This is a genomic window from Variovorax sp. LjRoot130 (assembly GCF_964253755.1).
Taxonomy (GTDB): Bacteria; Pseudomonadota; Gammaproteobacteria; order Burkholderiales; family Burkholderiaceae_C; genus Variovorax.
This window is the reverse complement of record NZ_CAXURM020000002.1, coordinates 92239-109338: the sequence shown is the minus strand read 5'-3', so window position 1 is coordinate 109338 and position 17100 is coordinate 92239. Positions and strand designations below refer to the sequence as shown.

The 17100-nt window shown below is 65.0% G+C and carries 21 protein-coding genes and 2 pseudogenes; 12 read left to right on the top strand and 11 right to left on the bottom strand.

The genetic code is table 11. From position 1 onward, the window contains the following. Nucleotides 1–9: 9 nt before the first annotated feature. Nucleotides 10–411 carry a VOC family protein gene (locus ACSQ86_RS30220; protein WP_436307452.1) on the top strand — a complete coding sequence of 134 codons (402 nt, stop codon included), beginning with the start codon at nucleotides 10–12 and terminating at the stop codon, nucleotides 409–411. A 125-nt stretch (nucleotides 412–536) separates the two neighbouring features. On the opposite strand, the gene ACSQ86_RS30215 is transcribed toward ACSQ86_RS30220, so the two are convergent. Both ACSQ86_RS30215 and ACSQ86_RS30210 read right to left on the bottom strand, forming a co-directional pair. Beyond that, a complete protein-coding gene (locus ACSQ86_RS30215; protein ID WP_436307453.1) occupies nucleotides 537–698 on the bottom strand; it encodes a hypothetical protein in 162 nt (53 codons plus the stop codon). Nucleotides 699–1031: 333 nt separating this feature from the next. Continuing rightward, complete coding sequence (locus ACSQ86_RS30210; protein WP_436310353.1) at nucleotides 1032–1535, bottom strand: O-acetyl-ADP-ribose deacetylase; 504 nt, start codon at nucleotides 1533–1535, stop codon at nucleotides 1032–1034. Between the two features lie 318 nt (nucleotides 1536–1853). On the opposite strand from ACSQ86_RS30210, the pseudogene ACSQ86_RS30205 reads away from it, so the two are divergent. Then, nucleotides 1854–2183: pseudogene (locus ACSQ86_RS30205) on the top strand (MerR family DNA-binding protein); the annotation flags it as partial. A gap of 39 nt (nucleotides 2184–2222) precedes the next feature. Here the strand turns inward: ACSQ86_RS30205 and ACSQ86_RS30200 are convergent. Further along, a complete protein-coding gene (locus tag ACSQ86_RS30200) occupies nucleotides 2223–2534 on the bottom strand; it encodes a hypothetical protein (protein ID WP_436307454.1) in 312 nt (103 codons plus the stop codon). Between the two features lie 157 nt (nucleotides 2535–2691). Between ACSQ86_RS30200 and ACSQ86_RS30195 the strand changes: the two genes are divergently transcribed. The 5 genes from ACSQ86_RS30195 (at nucleotide 2692) to ACSQ86_RS30175 (ending at nucleotide 6649) form a co-directional block, all read left to right on the top strand. Then, on the top strand, nucleotides 2692–3345 hold the full coding sequence (locus tag ACSQ86_RS30195; RefSeq protein WP_436307455.1) for an ArsR/SmtB family transcription factor: 654 nt from the start codon (nucleotides 2692–2694) through the stop codon (nucleotides 3343–3345). Between the two features lie 30 nt (nucleotides 3346–3375). Continuing rightward, the gene (locus tag ACSQ86_RS30190) at nucleotides 3376–4131 is read left to right on the top strand and encodes an MBL fold metallo-hydrolase (protein ID WP_436310352.1); all 756 of its coding nucleotides are present in this window, start codon (nucleotides 3376–3378) and stop codon (nucleotides 4129–4131) included. A gap of 10 nt (nucleotides 4132–4141) precedes the next feature. Beyond that, nucleotides 4142–5422 (top strand): MFS transporter, encoded by a 1281-nt coding sequence (locus tag ACSQ86_RS30185; RefSeq protein ID WP_436307457.1) that lies wholly within the window; start codon nucleotides 4142–4144, stop codon nucleotides 5420–5422. Nucleotides 5423–5551: 129 nt separating this feature from the next. After that, a complete protein-coding gene (locus ACSQ86_RS30180; RefSeq protein ID WP_436307458.1) occupies nucleotides 5552–6277 on the top strand; it encodes a haloacid dehalogenase type II in 726 nt (241 codons plus the stop codon). A gap of 12 nt (nucleotides 6278–6289) precedes the next feature. Then, a complete protein-coding gene (locus ACSQ86_RS30175) occupies nucleotides 6290–6649 on the top strand; it encodes a DUF302 domain-containing protein (protein WP_436307459.1) in 360 nt (119 codons plus the stop codon). Between the two features lie 118 nt (nucleotides 6650–6767). On the opposite strand, the gene ACSQ86_RS30170 is transcribed toward ACSQ86_RS30175, so the two are convergent. Genes ACSQ86_RS30170 through ACSQ86_RS30150 form a run of 5 tightly spaced genes read right to left on the bottom strand, consistent with a single transcriptional unit; the run spans nucleotide 6768 to nucleotide 9864 of the window. Continuing rightward, entirely contained in the window at nucleotides 6768–7415 is a 648-nt protein-coding gene (locus ACSQ86_RS30170; RefSeq protein ID WP_436310351.1) for a peroxiredoxin-like family protein, read from the bottom strand. A gap of 41 nt (nucleotides 7416–7456) precedes the next feature. After that, nucleotides 7457–7891 carry a DoxX family protein gene (locus ACSQ86_RS30165; RefSeq protein ID WP_436307461.1) on the bottom strand — a complete coding sequence of 145 codons (435 nt, stop codon included), beginning with the start codon at nucleotides 7889–7891 and terminating at the stop codon, nucleotides 7457–7459. Continuing rightward, entirely contained in the window at nucleotides 7888–8691 is an 804-nt protein-coding gene (locus tag ACSQ86_RS30160; protein WP_436307462.1) for an HvfC/BufC family peptide modification chaperone, read from the bottom strand. Before ACSQ86_RS30160 ends, ACSQ86_RS30165 begins: the two co-directional genes overlap by 4 nt. Continuing rightward, a complete protein-coding gene (gene bufB / locus ACSQ86_RS30155; protein WP_436307463.1) occupies nucleotides 8675–9532 on the bottom strand; it encodes an MNIO family bufferin maturase in 858 nt (285 codons plus the stop codon). The genes ACSQ86_RS30160 and bufB overlap by 17 nt, the downstream gene beginning before the upstream one ends. Before the next feature lie 14 nt (nucleotides 9533–9546). Further along, entirely contained in the window at nucleotides 9547–9864 is a 318-nt protein-coding gene (locus tag ACSQ86_RS30150) for a BufA1 family periplasmic bufferin-type metallophore (RefSeq protein WP_436307464.1), read from the bottom strand. 200 nt (nucleotides 9865–10064) lie between these two features. Here ACSQ86_RS30150 and ACSQ86_RS30145 point away from each other — a divergent pair, with 200 nt between their 5' ends. Next, the gene (locus ACSQ86_RS30145; protein WP_436307465.1) at nucleotides 10065–10631 is read left to right on the top strand and encodes a sigma-70 family RNA polymerase sigma factor; all 567 of its coding nucleotides are present in this window, start codon (nucleotides 10065–10067) and stop codon (nucleotides 10629–10631) included. Then, a complete protein-coding gene (locus ACSQ86_RS30140) occupies nucleotides 10628–11275 on the top strand; it encodes an NrsF family protein (protein WP_436310350.1) in 648 nt (215 codons plus the stop codon). The genes ACSQ86_RS30145 and ACSQ86_RS30140 overlap by 4 nt, the downstream gene beginning before the upstream one ends. Before the next feature lie 54 nt (nucleotides 11276–11329). Here the strand turns inward: ACSQ86_RS30140 and ACSQ86_RS30135 are convergent, their stop codons facing one another. Both ACSQ86_RS30135 and ACSQ86_RS30130 read right to left on the bottom strand, forming a co-directional pair. Further along, nucleotides 11330–11512, bottom strand: coding sequence for a hypothetical protein (locus ACSQ86_RS30135; protein ID WP_436310349.1), 183 nt, complete (start codon nucleotides 11510–11512; stop codon nucleotides 11330–11332). Between the two features lie 208 nt (nucleotides 11513–11720). Continuing rightward, entirely contained in the window at nucleotides 11721–12185 is a 465-nt protein-coding gene (locus tag ACSQ86_RS30130; protein WP_436307468.1) for an RseA family anti-sigma factor, read from the bottom strand. A 749-nt stretch (nucleotides 12186–12934) separates the two neighbouring features. Between ACSQ86_RS30130 and ltrA the strand changes: the two are divergent. From ltrA to ACSQ86_RS30115, 3 genes and pseudogenes are all read left to right on the top strand, one after another. Continuing rightward, nucleotides 12935–14414, top strand: a pseudogene (ltrA, locus tag ACSQ86_RS30125) (group II intron reverse transcriptase/maturase). A gap of 219 nt (nucleotides 14415–14633) precedes the next feature. Beyond that, complete coding sequence (locus ACSQ86_RS30120) at nucleotides 14634–14960, top strand: type II toxin-antitoxin system PrlF family antitoxin (RefSeq protein WP_436307469.1); 327 nt, start codon at nucleotides 14634–14636, stop codon at nucleotides 14958–14960. Then, nucleotides 14957–15463 carry a type II toxin-antitoxin system YhaV family toxin gene (locus ACSQ86_RS30115; RefSeq protein WP_093111161.1) on the top strand — a complete coding sequence of 169 codons (507 nt, stop codon included), beginning with the start codon at nucleotides 14957–14959 and terminating at the stop codon, nucleotides 15461–15463. The genes ACSQ86_RS30120 and ACSQ86_RS30115 overlap by 4 nt, the downstream gene beginning before the upstream one ends. Nucleotides 15464–15924: 461 nt before the next feature. Here the strand turns inward: ACSQ86_RS30115 and ACSQ86_RS30110 are convergent, their stop codons facing one another. Continuing rightward, the gene (locus tag ACSQ86_RS30110) at nucleotides 15925–17055 is read right to left on the bottom strand and encodes an IS110 family transposase (RefSeq protein ID WP_436305038.1); all 1131 of its coding nucleotides are present in this window, start codon (nucleotides 17053–17055) and stop codon (nucleotides 15925–15927) included. Between the last annotated feature and the right edge of the window lie 45 nt (nucleotides 17056–17100).

Genomic DNA, 17100 nt, shown 5'->3' with positions numbered 1-17100 from the left:
GACGTGTAGATGCCTCAGTCAATAGGTCAGGTCGCGGTTGTAGTGCGCGACTACGACGAAGCGCTCAGCTTTTACGTCGGAATACTCGGGTTCACTCTTGTTGAGGACACGTATGTGCCCGAACAAGACAAGCGGTGGGTTGTCATCTCCCCACCCGGCGCCACGGAATCACGCTTGTTGCTCGCACGAGCCGCAAATGGCGAACAGGCGACGCGAGTTGGCAACCAGACCGGAGGACGGGTTTTCCTGTTCCTGTTCACGGACGATTTCTGGCGCGACTTTCGTTCGTACAAGGCCAAGGGTGTCACGTTCATTCGGGAGCCGAAGGAAGAGCCGTATGGCACCGTTGCCGTGTTCCAGGACCTCTACGGCAATTTGTGGGACCTTCTGCAGCCGCGGAAGCCCGTCTGACGGCAGAGTTCGGCCAGGGGCCGACATTCACCATGGGTCCTACGTGAGGCACAGGCCGGATTCATTGGGCTTGAGGGTTTTTTCGATACCGAGTTCACGGGGCTTACGATGACGCTCAACTGGTGTCAATCGGGATAGTCGACGAGACCGGCCGCCTGACCTTCTACGCAGAGGTGATGGGCGTCGACGCTGCAGACTGCAGCCCGTTCTGCCGCGCGAAAGTGCTTCCGCTGCTCCAGGGCGGTCGCTTCGCCGTGCCGCTCGACCAGCTTCGAACTGCGCTTCATGTTTGGCTCTCCGCCTTGGGTCCGGCGGTGTTGGTGTGCGACTCCCCGCGCGACGCGGTTCAGCTTTCGCGCTTGTTCCCAGATGGGTTGCCTGCCAACTGCTCGGTCAGCGTTCTCGGATTCTGGGGAAGGGCGCGTCGACGCGTCCTCAACATCGGGCGTCGGTTGCACCGAAAGCACGGGCTGCGCGTGCACCACCCGCTCGATGACGCCAAGGCGAACCGCATTGCACTCATGTAGAGACGGCCCCTCGCCGTGATGGCCGCCACGGCGCGAGTTGACGAAGTGACGTTAGCCGCTCGGAGGAGGCGCCGCAGAGGACCGTGCCGGCGATTACAACAACGCTTTGTACACAGCGAGGTCCTTGTCCGAGAAGCAGCAGAAAACTACTTCCCCGAGCTCACCGTTTTCTGAGACGTACGCTCGCACCTGGGCGACTGCGATGCGCGCCGCTTGGTTGACGGGATAGCCATAAACGCCAGTGCTGATGCATGGAAACGCAATGGTCTTGGCGTCGACCAGCGTCGCAAGCTCGAGGGCACGGCGATAGCACGAGGCGAGCAGTTCGGGCTCATTCTGCTTGCCACCCTGCCACACCGGTCCTACCGCGTGCACGACATGCTTCGCTGGCAGCAGAAACCCCTTCGTAACCTTCGCGTTGCCGGCAGCGCAGCCCCCCAGTGCACGGCACGCCTCGAGTAGCTCGGGACCCGCAGCACTGTGAATGGCGCCGTCGACGCCGCCACCACCCAGCAATTTCGAGTTCGCAGCGTTGACGATTACGTCAACCTGCAACTTCGTGATGTCCGCCTTGATTGCACGCAGCCTTGTGGCCATTGCACTGCTCCTCCAGTCATTTCCTGGCGCGCTCTGTACGCCATTTGAGGACTATGATGGTCAAGCGCGTCCGCCGCAATCGGGCGTTTGCACCACCTGCGGGTGAGCCAACAATCAGGCGTGAGGCATGTACCGGCGTGCAGTCGTCTGTAGGCACTCAAACGGCGCTTCATCGGCGCCGTTTGTTTGAGGTGCACCATTGATACGTTCTTGCGCCGCCCCGCTCGGATTCCTTGGTACCTCCGCACCTCTCGCCGCGCAACCATGAAAAACTTCACGAAAGTGAGCCCCTAAGTCTGGTCTTCCTCTGTCGCAGAATACGGCAGCATCCGGCGCTACGGCAAGGCCGATGTGGCGCGGGTCCGATTCGTCAAGTCTGCCCAGCGCCTGGGCTTCAGCCTCGACGAGGTCGCCGGTTTGCTCACCCTGGACGATGGTGCGCATTGCGACGAGGCGCGCCAACTCGCGGAGCAAAAACTCGCCGATGTGCGTGCCAAGCTGGCGGACCTGCATCGCATCGAGTCGGTCCTGGCCAAGTTGGTGGACGACTGCTGCGCGAGCCGCGGCAGGGTGTCTTGCCCATTGATCGCCGCGCTGCAGGAAAGCCATAGCGGCAACGATCGGCTGCGGCCTCCCGCGAACCTCTAGTCCTGCGAGTCACGCGAAAGCATTGAACAGACAGCAGCGTCACACGACCCTCAGGATCTCCCAGCGTGGCGTTGCCGAGACAACATGGGGCTCCATGTCCTTGCTCCACTGCTTGTGGGCTTCAATGGCGCCCAGCTTGGTCCACGAATCATTCAACTCGGCAAGGTCTTGAACGCTGACTTCCATCTCGATGGTGGACTCCAAAGCCCCGATCGAACCGGTCGTGAGGCGCAGCTTGTCAGCGCTCCAGCCGACCTGTTCCCCGATATCGCCACACCACGTTTTCAGGGCGTCGATGACGGTCTGCTTGTGCCCGAAGCGGGCGTCGATATGCCAGCGCGCAATCATCATGATGTGTCTCCTTTCAGCATGGACAACAACAACTCGCTGCCGGTGGTCCCGCCGTCGCGAGACGCAGCGCTGCAGCCGGTATACGTGCCCGCATCCACGTTGGATGCGGCGCAGAGTTCCATTTACAATCAATCTAACGAGTGTTGGAATATAGTCAATGAGAGAGTTGAAAGACCATCTGTACGAGCAGGTCGCTCGCCTAGGCAAGGCCCTGTCCAGTCCCAAGCGCCTGGAGCTCATCGAGCTTCTGTGCCAGAGTGAGAAGGCCGTGGAAACGCTTGCGGCACAGGCGCAGATCAGCGTGAAGCTGGCCAGCGCGCACCTCAAGGAACTCAGGCAAGCGAAGTTGGTCGAGACCCGCAAGGACGGCAAATATGTGCAGTACCGGCTGGCGGCCCCTAGCGTGGCCGACCTGTGGGTGGCGCTGCGCAGCGAGGCCGAGGCACGACTGGTCGAGTTGCAAGCCGCGCTGGCGGCGCTCATCGAGCATCGCGGTGACCTCGAAGGCGTCGACCGGCGCGACATCCTGAAGAGGGCCAAGACCGGTGAGGTGGTGGTTCTCGATGTCCGCCCGGCGGAGGAGTTCGCCAGCGGCCACCTGCCCCACGCGCGTTCGCTGCCGTTGAACGAACTCAGGAAGAAGCTCGCCGAACTGCCGAAGGGCACCCCCGTGGTTGCCTACTGCCGAGGGCCGTTCTGCCTGATGGCCCGGGACGCCGTGGAGCTCCTGCGCGACAAGGGCTACAACGCGTTCCAGCTCAGCGACGGTATCGCGGAGTGGCGCGCGCGCGGGTTGCCGGTCGAAGCCTAGCGTCCAGACGAATTGAGCCGGGAGACAACGATGTTCTTCAAGCAACGGGCCACCGACACCGCGACGCTTTCGTACTTCCTCGGCTGCGCGGGGCACGGCCTGGGCATTGCCGTGGACGTCGTCGCAGGCGACGAGGACTGGTTCCTATCCGAGGCCGAGAAAGCGGGCGCGGCGATTGCCCACGTGATCGACACCCATGTTCATGCCGACCACTACTCCGGCGGCCTAGCGCTGGCACGTCGCAGCGGCGCGGCATACCGGCTGCACGAGAGCAATCAAGGGCGAGCGGCCTTCGACTTCGCGCCGATGACCGATGGTCAACGGCTCGAGGCGGGCAACGTGCTCGTCGACGTGCTACACACGCCGGGCCATACGCCCGATAGCGTCTGCCTGCTGGTGCGCGACCTGCGCCGTGGCGACGAGCCCTGGTTCGTCATCACCGGCGATACGCTGTTCTTCGGTGCGGTCGGCCGCCCCGATCTGGCAGGCCGGGAGCAAGAGATGGCGGCACTGCTGCATGATTCTCTGCACCGCAAGCTGCTCGCGTTGCCCGGCGACCTCGAGATCTACCCCGGCCATCAGGCGGGCAGCGCCTGCGGCGTGGGCTTGTCGGGCAAGCCGGCGTCGACCCTTGGCTTCGAAAAGCGCTGCAATCCCATGCTGTCGATGCCGCGCGAGGAGTTCGTCGCGGCGTTGACGCGTGACATCGCACCGCAGCCGCAGGAGATGGCCCGCATCATCCAGGCCAACCTGCGCGGTGTGCTACCCGAACTCGCTCGCGCTTGAGCCGCGCAGCATGGAATACGGCATTCGCGCCAATCTCGGACAGGTCCTGCAGCAGTTGCTGCAGGTGCTGCTCGTGGGCATGACCCTGGGCATGATGCGCAATGTCGTGCCGGCGCTGGCCGAAAGCGAATTCGGCGTACCTCGAGGGTCCTTCATGCTGCTGGCGGCTTTCGTGGTGGCCTTCGGCTTCGTCAAGGGCGCGCTCAACTTCGTCGCAGGCCGCCTGGCCGAGCGCGTCGGCCGCCGCCGGGTGCTGATGCTCGGCTGGCTGGTCGCGCTGCCCATCCCGGCGCTGATCCACTTCGCGAGTTCGTGGAACTGGATCGTCCTGGCCACGTTGCTGCTGGGCGTGAATCAGGGGCTCACCTGGTCGATGACACAGACGGCCAAGCTCGACATCACCCGCGCGGACCAGCGCGGTCTGGTCATCGGGCTCAACGAATTCTCCGGCTATGTCGGCGTCGCACTCGCCGCGGTGATCACCGGCTACGCCGCCGCGCTGGCCGGGCCGCGCGCAGGACTGCTGTGGTTCGGTGTCATCGTCATCGGGCTTGCGACGCTGCTGGCGTGGGCGGCAGTCGCCGAGACGCTGCCCTGGGCCCATGCCGAGGCCCGGCGCCACGCCGCAGGACAAGCTACGCAGGACCTGCGCCCGCACCATCCGATCACGCTGAGCGCGCCGCCGTCCACCGGCGAGATATTCGCGCTGATGAGCTGGCGCGACCGCCGCATGGCCGCGCTCTGCCAGGCCGGCCTGGTCGAGAAGTTCGTCGACGCGCTGGTCTGGGTGTTCTGGCCGGTCTACCTGCACCAGCACGGCGTGAGCCTGCCCGGCATCGGCTGGATCGTCGGCGTCTACGGTTTCACCTGGGGCGGCGCGCAACTCATCACCGGCCGCCTGTCGGACCGCGTCGGACGCCATCGGCTCAACACCTGGGGCATGTGGATCTGCGGCGTGGGCGTGGCCTTGCTGCCGATGGGTACGGGCTCGGCTTGGTGGAGCCTCTCGGCCGCCGTCGCGGGCCTGGGTATGGCGATGCTCTACCCGAACCTGAGTGCCGCAGTTGCCGACATCGCGCAACCGAACTGGCGCGCCTCGGCGATCGGTATCTACCGTTTCTGGCGGGACCTCGGCTACGGCATCGGTGCCCTGGCGCTCGGCGGCGCCGCGGCGCTGGGTGGCCACATCGAGAGCGCGTTCTGGTTCGTGGCCGTGGCGATGGGGCTGTCGGGCCTCGCGCTACACCTGTTGGGCGAGGAGACGCATCCGCGGCTCAGCGCCGCCCGTTGAATGCAATCGACCCACGTGGCCGGTGCGTGGCTCGGTCTATTAGTAAGAAACTCGACAGCGCCGCCCGCCTACGGATCCAACCAGCAAGATCGCGGCGGCCGTGCGAACCTTCAAGGACACCGAGGCAATATGAAACTTCGCGCCATCACCTTCGACACCGGTGGAACTGTGCTCGATTGGCACAGCGGTGTCGTGCAAGCTCTCCGTCGGGTCGCTCACCAACAACAGGCTTCGCAAGCCGATTGGCATGCCATCGCCAACGATTGGCGCAGGCGCACCATGGCCGCGATCGTCGGGCTTAACCGGCCGACCTTCGATATGGACGATGTACATCGCTGGACCCTCGACGAGTCATTGACTCACTTCGGTCTGCAGGCACTGACACCGGCGCAGCGACACGAGATCTGGCGTGCGTGGCACGAACTGGACGCCTGGCCCGACTTTCCCGCTGCCATGGCGACATTGCGTCAGGTCCTGCCCGTCGTCTCGTTCACGATGTTGCCCACGTCATTGGTGATCGATGTTTCTCGCAGGAACGCCTTGACCTGGGATGCCGTGATCTCGTGCGAAATGATCGGCGTCTACAAGCCGCATGCGCAGGCGTACGAAACGGCGGCGCGATGGCTGGCCCTTCCGTCTTCCGAGATCCTCATGGTGGCTTGCCACAACTTCGACCTCAACGCCGCCCACGCGGCGGGCTATCGAACCGCTTTCGTGAAGCGGCCCGACGAATGGGGGCCCGAAGGACCGCCGGACCCGCATCCGAACATGGACTACGACTTCGTGGAGGATGGGTTCGAAGGTTTGTCGAGCAGCGTTTTGCGCGCACTCGGCGAGCCGGAAATTGGCCGATAAGCAAGGGAAAGCATGAAATTCGTTCGTATCACCGTCGCTGCAGCATGCGCGCTATGCGCCATCGCGGCCTTTGCTGCAGAGGGCCTGATTGCCATCAAGAGCCCGCACTCCCCCGCAGAAACAGCGTCGCGCTTCGAGGCTGCGGTCAAGCAACGAGGATTGACCGTGTTCGCGCGTATCGATCATGCCGCTGGCGCATCAGCGGTTGGAAAGACGCTTCGCCCGACCGAGGTGTTCATCTTCGGCAGCGCCCAGGCAGGTACGCCATTCATGGAATGCCAACAAACCGTGGGGATCGACCTACCGCTCAAGGCCTTGATCTGGCAGGACGCCAACCGTCAGACCTGGTTCGGCTACAACGACCCTGCCTAGCTCGCCAGACGGCATGGGGTGGATGCCTGCCCGTCGGTCGAGGGCCTGACCAAGGCCTTGTCGGGTCTGGGCGCGGCGGCCACGACACCATAGGCTCGCGTTTGATGCTTCTGCGCGGTCAAACGGCACCGACGTACTCACCGCGGGCCGGGTAGTTCTTCGCGAGCGCGAAGTCGAGCGCGCCGAGCAAGTCGTCGAAATGCGGGCGCGCAAAGGGCATGGTCTGAACCGAGCCGTAATACAGCGTCGCGTCGGCTCGCACGATGAACACGCCAGGTTCAGCGAAAAGCGCAGGCTCTTCGATGCCGATGGACGTCGTGCCGCGCGAGGTGCTGATGTACAGGCCCCATTCCCGCGCCTTCGAAAGCGGCAGGTCGTAGCCGATGCGCAAATTCTCGGCCTTGAGCTTGTCGGCCATCGCCTGCGCGCGCTCGCGCGTGTCGCTGGAGATGGCAATGATCTTGACGCCGCGTTTCTCGAACTCAGGTTGCAAACGACCCAGTTCGAGCAGGTATTTGAGGCAGATCGGGCAGTGCAGCCCTCGATAGAAGACGATCAGCGAGAAATGCTCTGGTGCGTCTTCAGCCAAGGTGAAGCCGCCGTGCGCGAGCGTGGGTACTTGGAGGGCGGGGACGGGTTGCCGAGGCTGAAGCATTGGGTATCTCTCCGAGGGTGTTGGGTAGTTCGAGGCGCAAAGCGCCGGACCGAAAGTGAAGAACGATGATGACGTTTTTCTCGCCTGTTTGCAGTTGAGGGGCGATTGCAAGACGCCTGGGAGATGCAGCCCAACTGAGCAGCGCTTCGTAGTCAAGCCTCGTGCGAACCGACCCTCCGCCACAACCAATGATCGAGCGACCAGGCTCCGGGCCCCCGGCACAGCAGAACGAGGAGCATCGCTGCCCACTGAATGTGCGTCGGCCACGCCTGGGGATAGACAAGGATCTCGATGACCGCCGTCATGCCCAGCAGCACGGCGGCGGCGGGCCGGGTCAAGAGTCCCAGCACGAGCAACACCGGTGCGCTCAATTCGATGCTTGCCGCCATGTACGCCGCAAGCTCCGGCGGCAGCAGCGGCAAGCGATATTCGTCCGCGAACAGTGCAACGGCCGTGTCCCAGTTCGCGAGCTTGGTCATCCCGGAGTTCCAGAACACGGTCGCCACCGCGAGCCGCAGCGGGACCGCAAGGACAGTGTAGGGAGTCGCCTCGAGCCAGCGGCGCAGGCGTGCGAGAAGATGGATCACGGCGTTCCTTCCGGCCGGCAAGGCTTGTTGGCCGCACCGGCGAGCCGGAATGCGACCAGGCGCCCCGCACTCAAGTGCTGCGCGAGAAGTGCGGGCGCATCGACGCCCGCCGCCGACTCGAGCGCGGCCTCGAGTGGCCTGCCGTCGAACAGTGCGGCCGTGAAACGCCACGCGCCCTCGTCGAGGCGCTCGACTTCGACCTCGCCCGTCAGGCGCTGCACCAGCAAGCACACGGGCCCGCTGCCCGGATCGATCGCGGCGATGGCCTCGCCGTCTTGCTGCAGCACGGCGTGCCACATGCTGTCGACCGGGAAGTCCGAGCGCAACGTCGATACGGACGGGTGCGCCGTGAAGCACACCTTGCCGTGGTCGGCGGGTGCAACGGTTGCCAGCCGCTCCACCGTGAGCGGGTCGGCGTCGGACGCATGCAGCGCACGGTTCACCGCCCATTCGAGGCGAGCCACGTCGGCCAGGTAGGCGAGCGTCGCCGCAGGCTCGAAGCGCTGCAGGAAATCCGGAAACTCGGCGCCGTAGGCGTTCAGATCGGCGCGGCGCGGCGCTTGTTCGCGCGCGAAGATCTGCGCTGCGCCTTCGAAGAAGTCCGCACCGACCAGCCGATGCACGGCCGGAAATGACAGCCGCAGCGCGTTGGCGAGCGTTGCGACCATGGTGTTGCGATAGATGCTCAGCCGCTGCGCGGGCGCCAGTCCCGCGCCGACGATCAGGTCCGCCGCATGGTCGTCCGCATCCTCCAGCATGCTGCGCCGCATCGCCTGCTGAACATCATGCAGCGAAGGCATGGCCCGTCTCCTCGAGCAGCGCCGCGGCTTGGGCCGCCTCGGCCATCAACACGTCCATGGGCGGTATGTTCGTGTCCCACTCCACCAGGGTCGGCACTGGGCCGAACCGAGCCAGCGCCTGCGCATACAGTGCCCAGACCTCCGGCGCGACGCGCGAGCCGTGGTCGTCGATCCGCAAGGCCTGTCCGCCTTCGAGCTGCCTCAGCGTGTGGCCGGCGAGATGGATTTCGCCGATGGCGTGAGCGGGCAGCGCGGCCAGGTAGGTCGAGGCGTCCCAGCCGTGGTTGCACGCGCTGACGTAGATGTTGTTGACGTCGCACAAAATTCCGCAGCCGGTGCGCTGCGCCACTGCCGCGATGAAGTCCCACTCGGGAATCGTCGAGTGCTTGAAGCGCAGGTAAGTCGATGGGTTCTCGATCAGGATCTGGCGCTGCAGACAGGTCTGGGCCTGGTCGACATGGCGGCAGACGAGGTCGAGCGCTTCGTCGGTCATCGGCAGCGGCAACAGGTCGGCCAGATAGGTACCGCCGACGACGCTCCATGACAGGTGTTCGGACACGAGCCCCGGCTCGATCCGGCGCACGACATCCCGAATGCGTTCGAGGTGCGCGGCGTCCAACCCGTCCGCGCTGCCCAGCGACAGGCCGACGCCGTGCAGGGACACCGGATAGTCGCACCGGATGGCCTCGAGCGTGCGGATCGGCGCGCCGCCGCCCATGTAGTTCTCGGTATGCGCCTCCAGCCAGGCGACGGCGGGCCGTGTCTCGAGCACGGCCTCGTGGTGCTGGAAGCGCAGCCCGATCCCCGCGGCGGCCGGCACCGCGCCGCGTTCGTCGCGCATGGCCGCCACCGCGCTCAACTCGACTTCATGCTTCCGCCCTGGATCTTGGCGCAGTCACCCGCCGGCAGCAGCACGAAGGACTTGGGGTCGCGCGCCTGCGTGGACTGGCCGGCACAGGAGTGCTTGCCCTCGGCGCAGTCGTTCTTGGCGGCGGCATTGATGCCGTAGCACTTCTCCAGTTTGTTCTTCTCCATGCGCGCCATGTTGTCCTTGACGGCCTGTGGCGCCTTGCTCATGTCCATGCCTTGCGCCTGGGCCGCCATCCCCGATGCGGCCAACACCAGTCCGAGCGCGGTAGACAGCGCTGAACCTGCGAACACTTGATGAGTCATGGTTTCACCTCTCGCGTTAAGGCCTCGGGTCGAGACCGACACTCAAAGGTTCGTCCGAGGGCGGCGAAAGGTTACGCACCGCGAAAGAAAAATAGTCGCCCCGGCGGACCGCGTTGAGGGCTATCGTGCGTTGCGTGAGCAGCAACCGTGATCGAAACCCTGCGTTGAGGCTCGTCCCTCACACAACGTCGCCGAGCGAAATGCCCGTCGTGGTGCGCGAGTTCGACTGGTCCATCTTGATGGCGCGCGCCCAGGCGGGTGATCGAGAGGCCTATCGACGCCTGCTCGACGAGATCACGCCGTATTTGCGCTCGCTGGCGGTGAAGGCGCATCGCGATCGCAGCGATGTCGAAGACACGGTGCAGGATGTCCTGCTCACCGTTCATTCCATCCGTCATACCTACGATCCGGGCCGCCCCTTCGGCCCATGGCTGGTGGCGATTGCGCATCGGCGCATGGTCGACCGGCTGCGCCGCCAGGGCCGCGCCACACAGCACGAGACACCGCTGGCCCCCGGACATGAAACCTTGGTGGTCACCGAAGCGAACTACCCTGGGGAAAGTGCCGACTTGGTGGCCGTTCGCGAGGCGGTGGAGCGCCTGCCGCCGGGGCAACGTGAGGCAATCAAGTTGTTGAAACTGCAGGAGATGTCGTTGCGCCAGGCCGCCACGGTCAGCGGAATGTCGATCGCCGCCTTGAAGGTGGCGGCTCACCGCGGGATCAAGAACCTGCACAAGCTACTCAACGGACCCGGCAGCGGATCATGATCAAGACGAGCGATCTCATCGAAGCGCTGGTGGCCGATGCGCGGCCGGTGCGCCGTCTGCGGCCGCCGTTGTTGCGGGCGGCGCTGTGGCTGCTGCTGCCGGCGCTGATCTTCGGATTGCTGGCGGTGGGCCACGGCGTGCGCCCCGACCTTGCGCAGCGACTGGAGCAGCCGGACTTCATCGTCGGCACCGCTGCCGCGCTGCTGACGGGCGTGCTGGCGGCCATCGCATCGTTCAAGCTGAACCTGCCCGACCGATCGCGCGGCTGGGCCCTGCTGCCGGTGCCCGCGCTGCTCGCGTGGGTGGGCACCGTCGGGTACGGATGTCTGGTGAACTGGGTCAGCATCGGCCCCGATGGTGTCCAGTTCGGCGAGACGGCGCGATGTTTCGCTACCCTGCTGATGATCAGTCTGCCGCTGTCGCTCGCCATGTTCGCCATGCTGCGCCACGGGGCGGTGCTGTCGGCGAGCACAGTCTCGCTGACGGGAAGCCTGGCCGTGGGCGCGATGAGCGCCACGGCGATGTCGATTTTTCACAGCTTGGACGCAACCGTGATGATCCTGGTCTGGAACCTGGGCACCGCGGCGCTCATCGTCGCGCTGGGCCGCTTGCTCGGCCCCCGGCTGGCTGCTGCCGGACGTTGAACAGGGAGTGCCGAGGGCATTGGGGTCTGGGGAGCAACGGAACCCGGCCTGACCTCACTCCCGCGCCAGCACGTCGATGATCAGGCAGACAGTTCCGCCGTCAACGGCATCGCATTGCTGCACCAGTCCGCCCAGCAATTGCCGCATGGCGGCCAGAACAGCGATCTTCTGCTCGATCACGCCGCTTGGCGTGGGCGCGGTGGCCGCGGTGGGACAGGTCACCAGCGAGTCGAGCATCACGGCGTTCATCAAAGGCTGCGGGTTCAGGATCTGGTTGGGATGGAAGTAATCGAACGGGTGTTCATGATGCTGCTCGGCAGGTTCGAGTTCGGCATGAATTCAACGCCACGGGCCTTCCAAGGTGGCGTTGCGCAGGAAACCGGAGGGCATCTGTGACGCACCGCCAGCCTGCTGATGCGCCTCGAGCAACTGATCCAGTCGAGGATCACGCAGCATCACCTGAGGGGCGCCAGTTCCGACCGCGACCTGCGTCGGAGCGAGCGGGGACGCGGCGGACGGCTGCCGCCCACGCGATGCCGCGAGGACCGAGCCAGAACTCTGCTGGTGCGCTGCTGCTGGTTGAGCGTCGGCACCGCACCGCTGACCCAGTTCCATCCGATGGCCGCCGCTGCCGCCAGCGATGCGAAGCCTGCCACCAGTTTCCACGCAACACCGGCTCGTTCGCCACCTCGTCACGGGGTTCCGCGAGCAAAGCCTCGGGCGAAAGAACCGGCGCGCTGCACGCAGGATGGACGCCCGACCGCAGCACCTCGCCGACCAATTGATAGGTGCGCCAAGTCGCCCGCAACTCTTCGTCGCTGCAGACCGTGCCTACAGCTTGTGCAAGCTCGTCTTCTCGTAGCTGGCCGTCGTAGCTTGGCGATTGCCATCGCCGTATTCGTGTAGCCATGGGTGTCTACCGCCAGCAGCGACAGCCGGATTCGGTCCTCGGGCCATGCGAACTCGTTCGAGATGGACCTGACATCCTGCGGTACATGCGGTGCGCGGTGGGCCTCGTTGTTCTGCGTTGCCAATGGCGCAACTGGTCGGGAGCGGGTCACGGATGCCGAAGCGAAAACTCTTCTCGATCCTCCCGCAGGGCCACAGCGCAAAGCTGCGCTTCGCGATTGGATCGATCGTCATACTTGAAGTCGCAAATCGGCCGAGGCTGTGTGAAAACTCAATGCGGTCGACATCGCTCCGAAGGTCGACCTCTCAGATGGACTCAGGTTGCGTTTTTTCTGATGTGCCAAGGGGTCAAGGACCCCTGAAAACATGACTCAACGGAGTTTTCACACAGGTGCGCCGGGAGACCGGCAAGGAGTAGGTGGTGCAAGTCCACTGCGATGAAGGAGTAGCGAACCACATCGGCCCCGAGCCGTGCGCGTGCTTTCGTGAGGATGCACGTGAAGCGTCGGTAGGGGTACGTGCAGGCCAGCCATTGAGCCGCGATAGAAAACTGTTCCCGGGTGCCGACGCTGTCTGTGTAGCGGAAGGCAACATGTCCGAATGCGTCCTCGCAAGCACTCGGGCAACCCGGCGTGGTCGTAGAACCTGGCATGCACGCACGCTCTTTGCACGGGAACCGGGAGATCTCGGGTTTGACCAGCCGCGCGATGTTGGGTTGGCCCGCATCGGGAAGGCGAGGAGCCGTAGCCGATGATGAACGGACCCGAGAAGTCAGACTCCGCCATAGTAGCGATGAAGCCTGCGAACAAGGTCGGGCGACCGACTGCGGAGTGGGCGGAGCCAAGGGCGGGGACCAAGGGGAACACGGGCCAACCGCACACGCGACGGACTCAGAGCCGCGGTAGCGTGTCACAGGGGCTGGACCGTGTACGCAACGCTGCAAGGCAGCGGAAGAAGGAGAAGTTCACTGCGCTGCTGCATCACGTGGCGGTCGAACTGCTGCGGGACGCGTTCCTGGCGCTCAAGCGCCGTGCCGCACCCGGAGTGGACGGCGTCACGTGGCGGGACTACGAGGCGAACCTGGAGGGCAACCTCCAGGAACTGCATTCGAAGGTCCAGAGTGGCAGCTACCGGGCACTGCCCGTCAGGAGGCGGTTGATACCGAAGCCGGACGGCAGACAGCGCCCGCTGGGGATCGCCGCGCTGGAAGACAAGATCGTCCAGCGTGCGCTCGTCGCGGTGCTCAACGCCGTCTATGAGGAAGACTTCCTCGGGTTCTCGTACGGGTTCCGGCCCGGGCGCAGGCCGCATGACGCGTTGGACGCACTGTCGGTGGCGATCTGCGACACCCCGGTGAACTGGATTCTCGACGCCGACATTCGAGGCTTCTTCGATTCGGTCAGCCAAGACTGGCTGGTCCGATTCCTGGAGCACCGGATTGGCGACGAGCGCGTCATCCGTCTTGTGCGCAAGTGGCTCAAGGCGGGCGTCCTGGAAGACGGGAACTGGAGCGTCAGTGAGAGGGGGACACCCCAAGGGGCAGTGGCATCGCCGCTGCTGGCCAACATCTACCTGCACCACGTCTTCGATCTCTGGGCTCAGCAATGGCGGCGGCGCGAAGCCACCGGCAATGTGATCGTCGTGCGCTATGCCGACGACATCGTTGTCGGCTTCGAGCACGAAGCCGATGCGAGGCGATTCTGGGATGCGATGCGGCAGAGGCTCGAGCAGTTCGCGCTCGAGCTTCACGGGGCAAAGACCCGGCTGCTGGAGTTCGGCCGCCACGCGGCGGCGCGACGAAAGCACAGCGGGTTGGGTAAGCCGGAAACCTTCAGCTTCCTGGGGTTCACGTTCATTTGCGGCAGGTCTCGACGCGGAGCCTTCCAGCTCCAGCGCAAGAGCCGGGGCGACCGCATGCGAGCGAAGCTTCGCGAGGTCAAGGAGGAACTGCGTAGCCGCATGTACTACGCCATCCCCGAACAGGGCCGATGGCTGAGGGCAGTGGTCACGGGGTTCTTCGCATACCACGGCGGTGCCGACGAATGCCCGGGCGCTCGGCGCGTTCCGCCACTATGTCAGTGATCTCTGGCGACGAACGCTTCGGCGTCGAAGCCAAAAGGATCACATGACGTGGCAACGAATGACGAAGCTCGCTGATGCGTGGCTACCGCCGCCCCGAATCCTTCATCCGTGGCCTGACCAGCGCTTTGCCGTCACTCACCCAAGGTAGGAGCCGTATGCCTGAATCGGGCACGTACGGATCTGTGCGGGGGGCGTCCAGCAATGGGCGTCCCTACCGTAATCCTCGGCCATAAGCGGGCGTGCGACGGCACCTCAGAACCCGCGGGACCGGTGAGAGCGGCGAGCAGCGCTGCTGACAATGCAGTGCATTGCCAAGACAATGCAATTGCATTACTATCCGGGGAAGCAAAATTTTCAGGAGGCCGAAATGGCTGCCACCCTCAAAGCTGAAAGCACCCTCACCGACCGCTACCAGACCACAGTGCCCGAGCCAATTCGGCAGGCGTTGCGGTTGGGCAAGCGCGACAAGATTCACTACGAGCTGAAGGATGGTAACGTCGTGATCAGTCGTGCCGAAGCAGCCGCCGAGGCGGATCCTGTCATGGGCCAGTTCTTGAATTTCCTGGCCAAGGACATCGCTGCCCACCCGGAGCGCGTGAAGGCCGTGGACGCCGGGTTCGTGGAGCGCCTGCGTGGCCTTACCGAAGGCGTCGATGTTGACCTGGACGCTGCGCTGTCGTGTGACGACGAATGACTGAGGCCGCTGAACCGAGGCCTCTGATCATCAACGGCTGGAACATCTTCGCGCACCCGCTCTTCCTGGACCAACTCGAGGAACTCGCGCAAAAGGTGGAGGCGCTGAAGAAGCGCGACTCGAAGGGCTGGATGAAGAAGAACGCGGCCAAGCGCCTGGCTGCGGTAACGAAGGTCGCGTTTGAACTGATCCCTCAAGACCCTACGCATCCGCAGTTCCGCCAGGGCGACACCCTGGGAGACGAGTACAAGCATTGGTTCCGTGCCAAGTTCCTGCAGCAGTACCGCCTGTTCTTCCGCTACCACGCCGAGACCAAGACGATCCTGCTGGCCTGGGTGAACGACGAGGACACAAGGCGTGCCTACGAGAGTGATACAGATGCCTACAAGACCTTCCGAAAGATGCTCAAGGATGGCAACCCGCCCGACAGCTGGAATGCGCTGCTGAAGGAGGGACGGGAGCAGATCGAGCGGCTGGCCAAGGTGGCAGCGGCGACGAAGTAGGTCCCGGTGGAGGCGGACGGCGTCTCTGGGTTTGAGGCTGCCATCTCAGCCCGGCAATCGCTGGCCGAGATTGCCTCCCTGGACTGGCGAGGGCCGTGTGAAGAAACTGTCGTCGTCATGCGGGCGGCTGATATGGCTTGATCCTGTCAAGAGCGCAAGCCCATCTCTCCGGGTTCCGGATTGCAGAATTCGTTCGCGAATGCCGGATGGGGAACGCGACGGAGCCGGGTGCGTGAGCGACGGTTGATCATGCTGATATGCGTGGATTGGCTACCGACAGTTCATGTATTCGTCGCGGGGCTGCCTGCTTTCTAGGGTCTGCGGTTGGTCACTTGCGTGGCTGCGCAATAGCCGCGCCGAGGATTCCCCTGTGGCCGTGGCTGCGCCGCGTTCCCGATCCGGCCTCAAAGAGGTTGTTCGATAGGCGCCTCCTTCGCGTTGCTTGCCATGTCATCGCGGGTTCACGTCGAGGCAGGCGGCGTCACCTCGCGCGCAATGGCCCACACGAAGCCCGAGAGTTCGCGCGCGATGGCCACCACGATCTTGTTGTGCGGCATGCGCCGCGCGGCCAGCCGCTTGAAGCGCGCGCACAGCCGCAACTGCGCCGTCCAGGCGATGTCGGTCACGGCCTTGGGCAACTCCGACTGGCGCCTGGCGATGACCGCACTGACCCGCGCCGGGTAGCGGTACTGGTGCGCCACTTCCACCAGCATGCGCCGCGCCGCCGAGTTGCCGGCCTTGGTGATGGCACCCTGTCGGCGGCGCTGGCCGCTGGAACTCTCGCTGGGCACCAGGCCCAGGTAGGCCATCAACAGGCGCGGGTTGGCGAAGCGGTGGAAGTCCTGGATCTCGGCCACCAGCGTGATCGCGGCGATGAGCTGCACACCGCGCAGCGCCTGCAGCGCGGCCACCACCGGCGCCAGCGACCAGCCCGCCAGCGCATCGCGCAGCGACTGCTCCAGGCGTGCGATGCGCGCCCCCGACTCGCTCACCGCGTGCAGGTACTCCTGGAAGGCGATCTGCTGCGCGGCGTGCGGCAGCGCCATGCTGGCCAGCCAGCGCAGATGCGCCGCCGTCCAGGCGCTCTTGCCCGCGTACACCACGCCGCTGCGCAACAGCAGCGCCTTCAGGCGGTGGCGCGCGTTGCGCTGTTCCCGCACCGCGTCCTCGCGGGCGCGCACCAGATCGCGCAGCGCCTCGTCCACGGCGTCCGGCACGCGCACGGCACTGAGTTCACCTGCGCGTGCCAGGCGCGCCAGCATCAAGGCGTCGCGGCGGTCGGTCTTCACCCGATCACCCGAGCGCTTGGGGATGGACGAGGGCGCCACCACCTCGCAGTGGTAGCCCAGTGCGGCGAGGTGGCGCTGCAGCACGAAGCCGCAGGGGCCCGCTTCGTAGACGACATGTAGGCAATGGCCCCGGCTGACCAGGCGGCGCAGGGCCTTGGTGACGGCACCGACGCCGCCGGCGACCGCGCCCAAATGGCGCACTTCGCCGTCACGGCCGGCCTCGGCCAGGGCGATGTCGATACTGTCCTTGTGGACGTCTAGGCCAACGTAAACGGTGGCCGCAGTGGTGGTAGATTGACTCATGGCCCGTCTCCTTGCTCGTTGACACGCTGTCCGCCCCTCGGGGTG

Bases quoted from the DNA above. Each gene is read 5' to 3' on its own strand.
- ACSQ86_RS30115 (WP_093111161.1), top strand. From the start codon at position 14,957: ATGACTGAGGCCGCTGAACCGAGGCCTCTGATCATCAACGGCTGGAAC.
- ACSQ86_RS30160 (WP_436307462.1), bottom strand. From the start codon at position 8,691: ATGCCTTCGCTGCATGATGTTCAGCAGGCGATGCGGCGCAGCATGCTG.
- ACSQ86_RS30215 (WP_436307453.1), bottom strand. From the start codon at position 698: ATGAAGCGCAGTTCGAAGCTGGTCGAGCGGCACGGCGAAGCGACCGCC.
- ACSQ86_RS30200 (WP_436307454.1), bottom strand. From the start codon at position 2,534: ATGATGATTGCGCGCTGGCATATCGACGCCCGCTTCGGGCACAAGCAG.
- ACSQ86_RS30175 (WP_436307459.1), top strand. From the start codon at position 6,290: ATGAAATTCGTTCGTATCACCGTCGCTGCAGCATGCGCGCTATGCGCC.
- ACSQ86_RS30220 (WP_436307452.1), top strand. From the start codon at position 10: ATGCCTCAGTCAATAGGTCAGGTCGCGGTTGTAGTGCGCGACTACGAC.
- ACSQ86_RS30195 (WP_436307455.1), top strand. From the start codon at position 2,692: ATGAGAGAGTTGAAAGACCATCTGTACGAGCAGGTCGCTCGCCTAGGC.
- ACSQ86_RS30110 (WP_436305038.1), bottom strand. From the start codon at position 17,055: ATGAGTCAATCTACCACCACTGCGGCCACCGTTTACGTTGGCCTAGAC.
- ACSQ86_RS30130 (WP_436307468.1), bottom strand. From the start codon at position 12,185: ATGGCTACACGAATACGGCGATGGCAATCGCCAAGCTACGACGGCCAG.
- ACSQ86_RS30190 (WP_436310352.1), top strand. From the start codon at position 3,376: ATGTTCTTCAAGCAACGGGCCACCGACACCGCGACGCTTTCGTACTTC.
- ACSQ86_RS30185 (WP_436307457.1), top strand. From the start codon at position 4,142: ATGGAATACGGCATTCGCGCCAATCTCGGACAGGTCCTGCAGCAGTTG.
- ACSQ86_RS30120 (WP_436307469.1), top strand. From the start codon at position 14,634: ATGGCTGCCACCCTCAAAGCTGAAAGCACCCTCACCGACCGCTACCAG.
- ACSQ86_RS30135 (WP_436310349.1), bottom strand. From the start codon at position 11,512: ATGCTCGACTCGCTGGTGACCTGTCCCACCGCGGCCACCGCGCCCACG.
- ACSQ86_RS30210 (WP_436310353.1), bottom strand. From the start codon at position 1,535: ATGGCCACAAGGCTGCGTGCAATCAAGGCGGACATCACGAAGTTGCAG.
- ACSQ86_RS30150 (WP_436307464.1), bottom strand. From the start codon at position 9,864: ATGACTCATCAAGTGTTCGCAGGTTCAGCGCTGTCTACCGCGCTCGGA.
- ACSQ86_RS30140 (WP_436310350.1), top strand. From the start codon at position 10,628: ATGATCAAGACGAGCGATCTCATCGAAGCGCTGGTGGCCGATGCGCGG.
- ACSQ86_RS30145 (WP_436307465.1), top strand. From the start codon at position 10,065: ATGCCCGTCGTGGTGCGCGAGTTCGACTGGTCCATCTTGATGGCGCGC.
- bufB (WP_436307463.1), bottom strand. From the start codon at position 9,532: ATGCGCGACGAACGCGGCGCGGTGCCGGCCGCCGCGGGGATCGGGCTG.
- ACSQ86_RS30180 (WP_436307458.1), top strand. From the start codon at position 5,552: ATGAAACTTCGCGCCATCACCTTCGACACCGGTGGAACTGTGCTCGAT.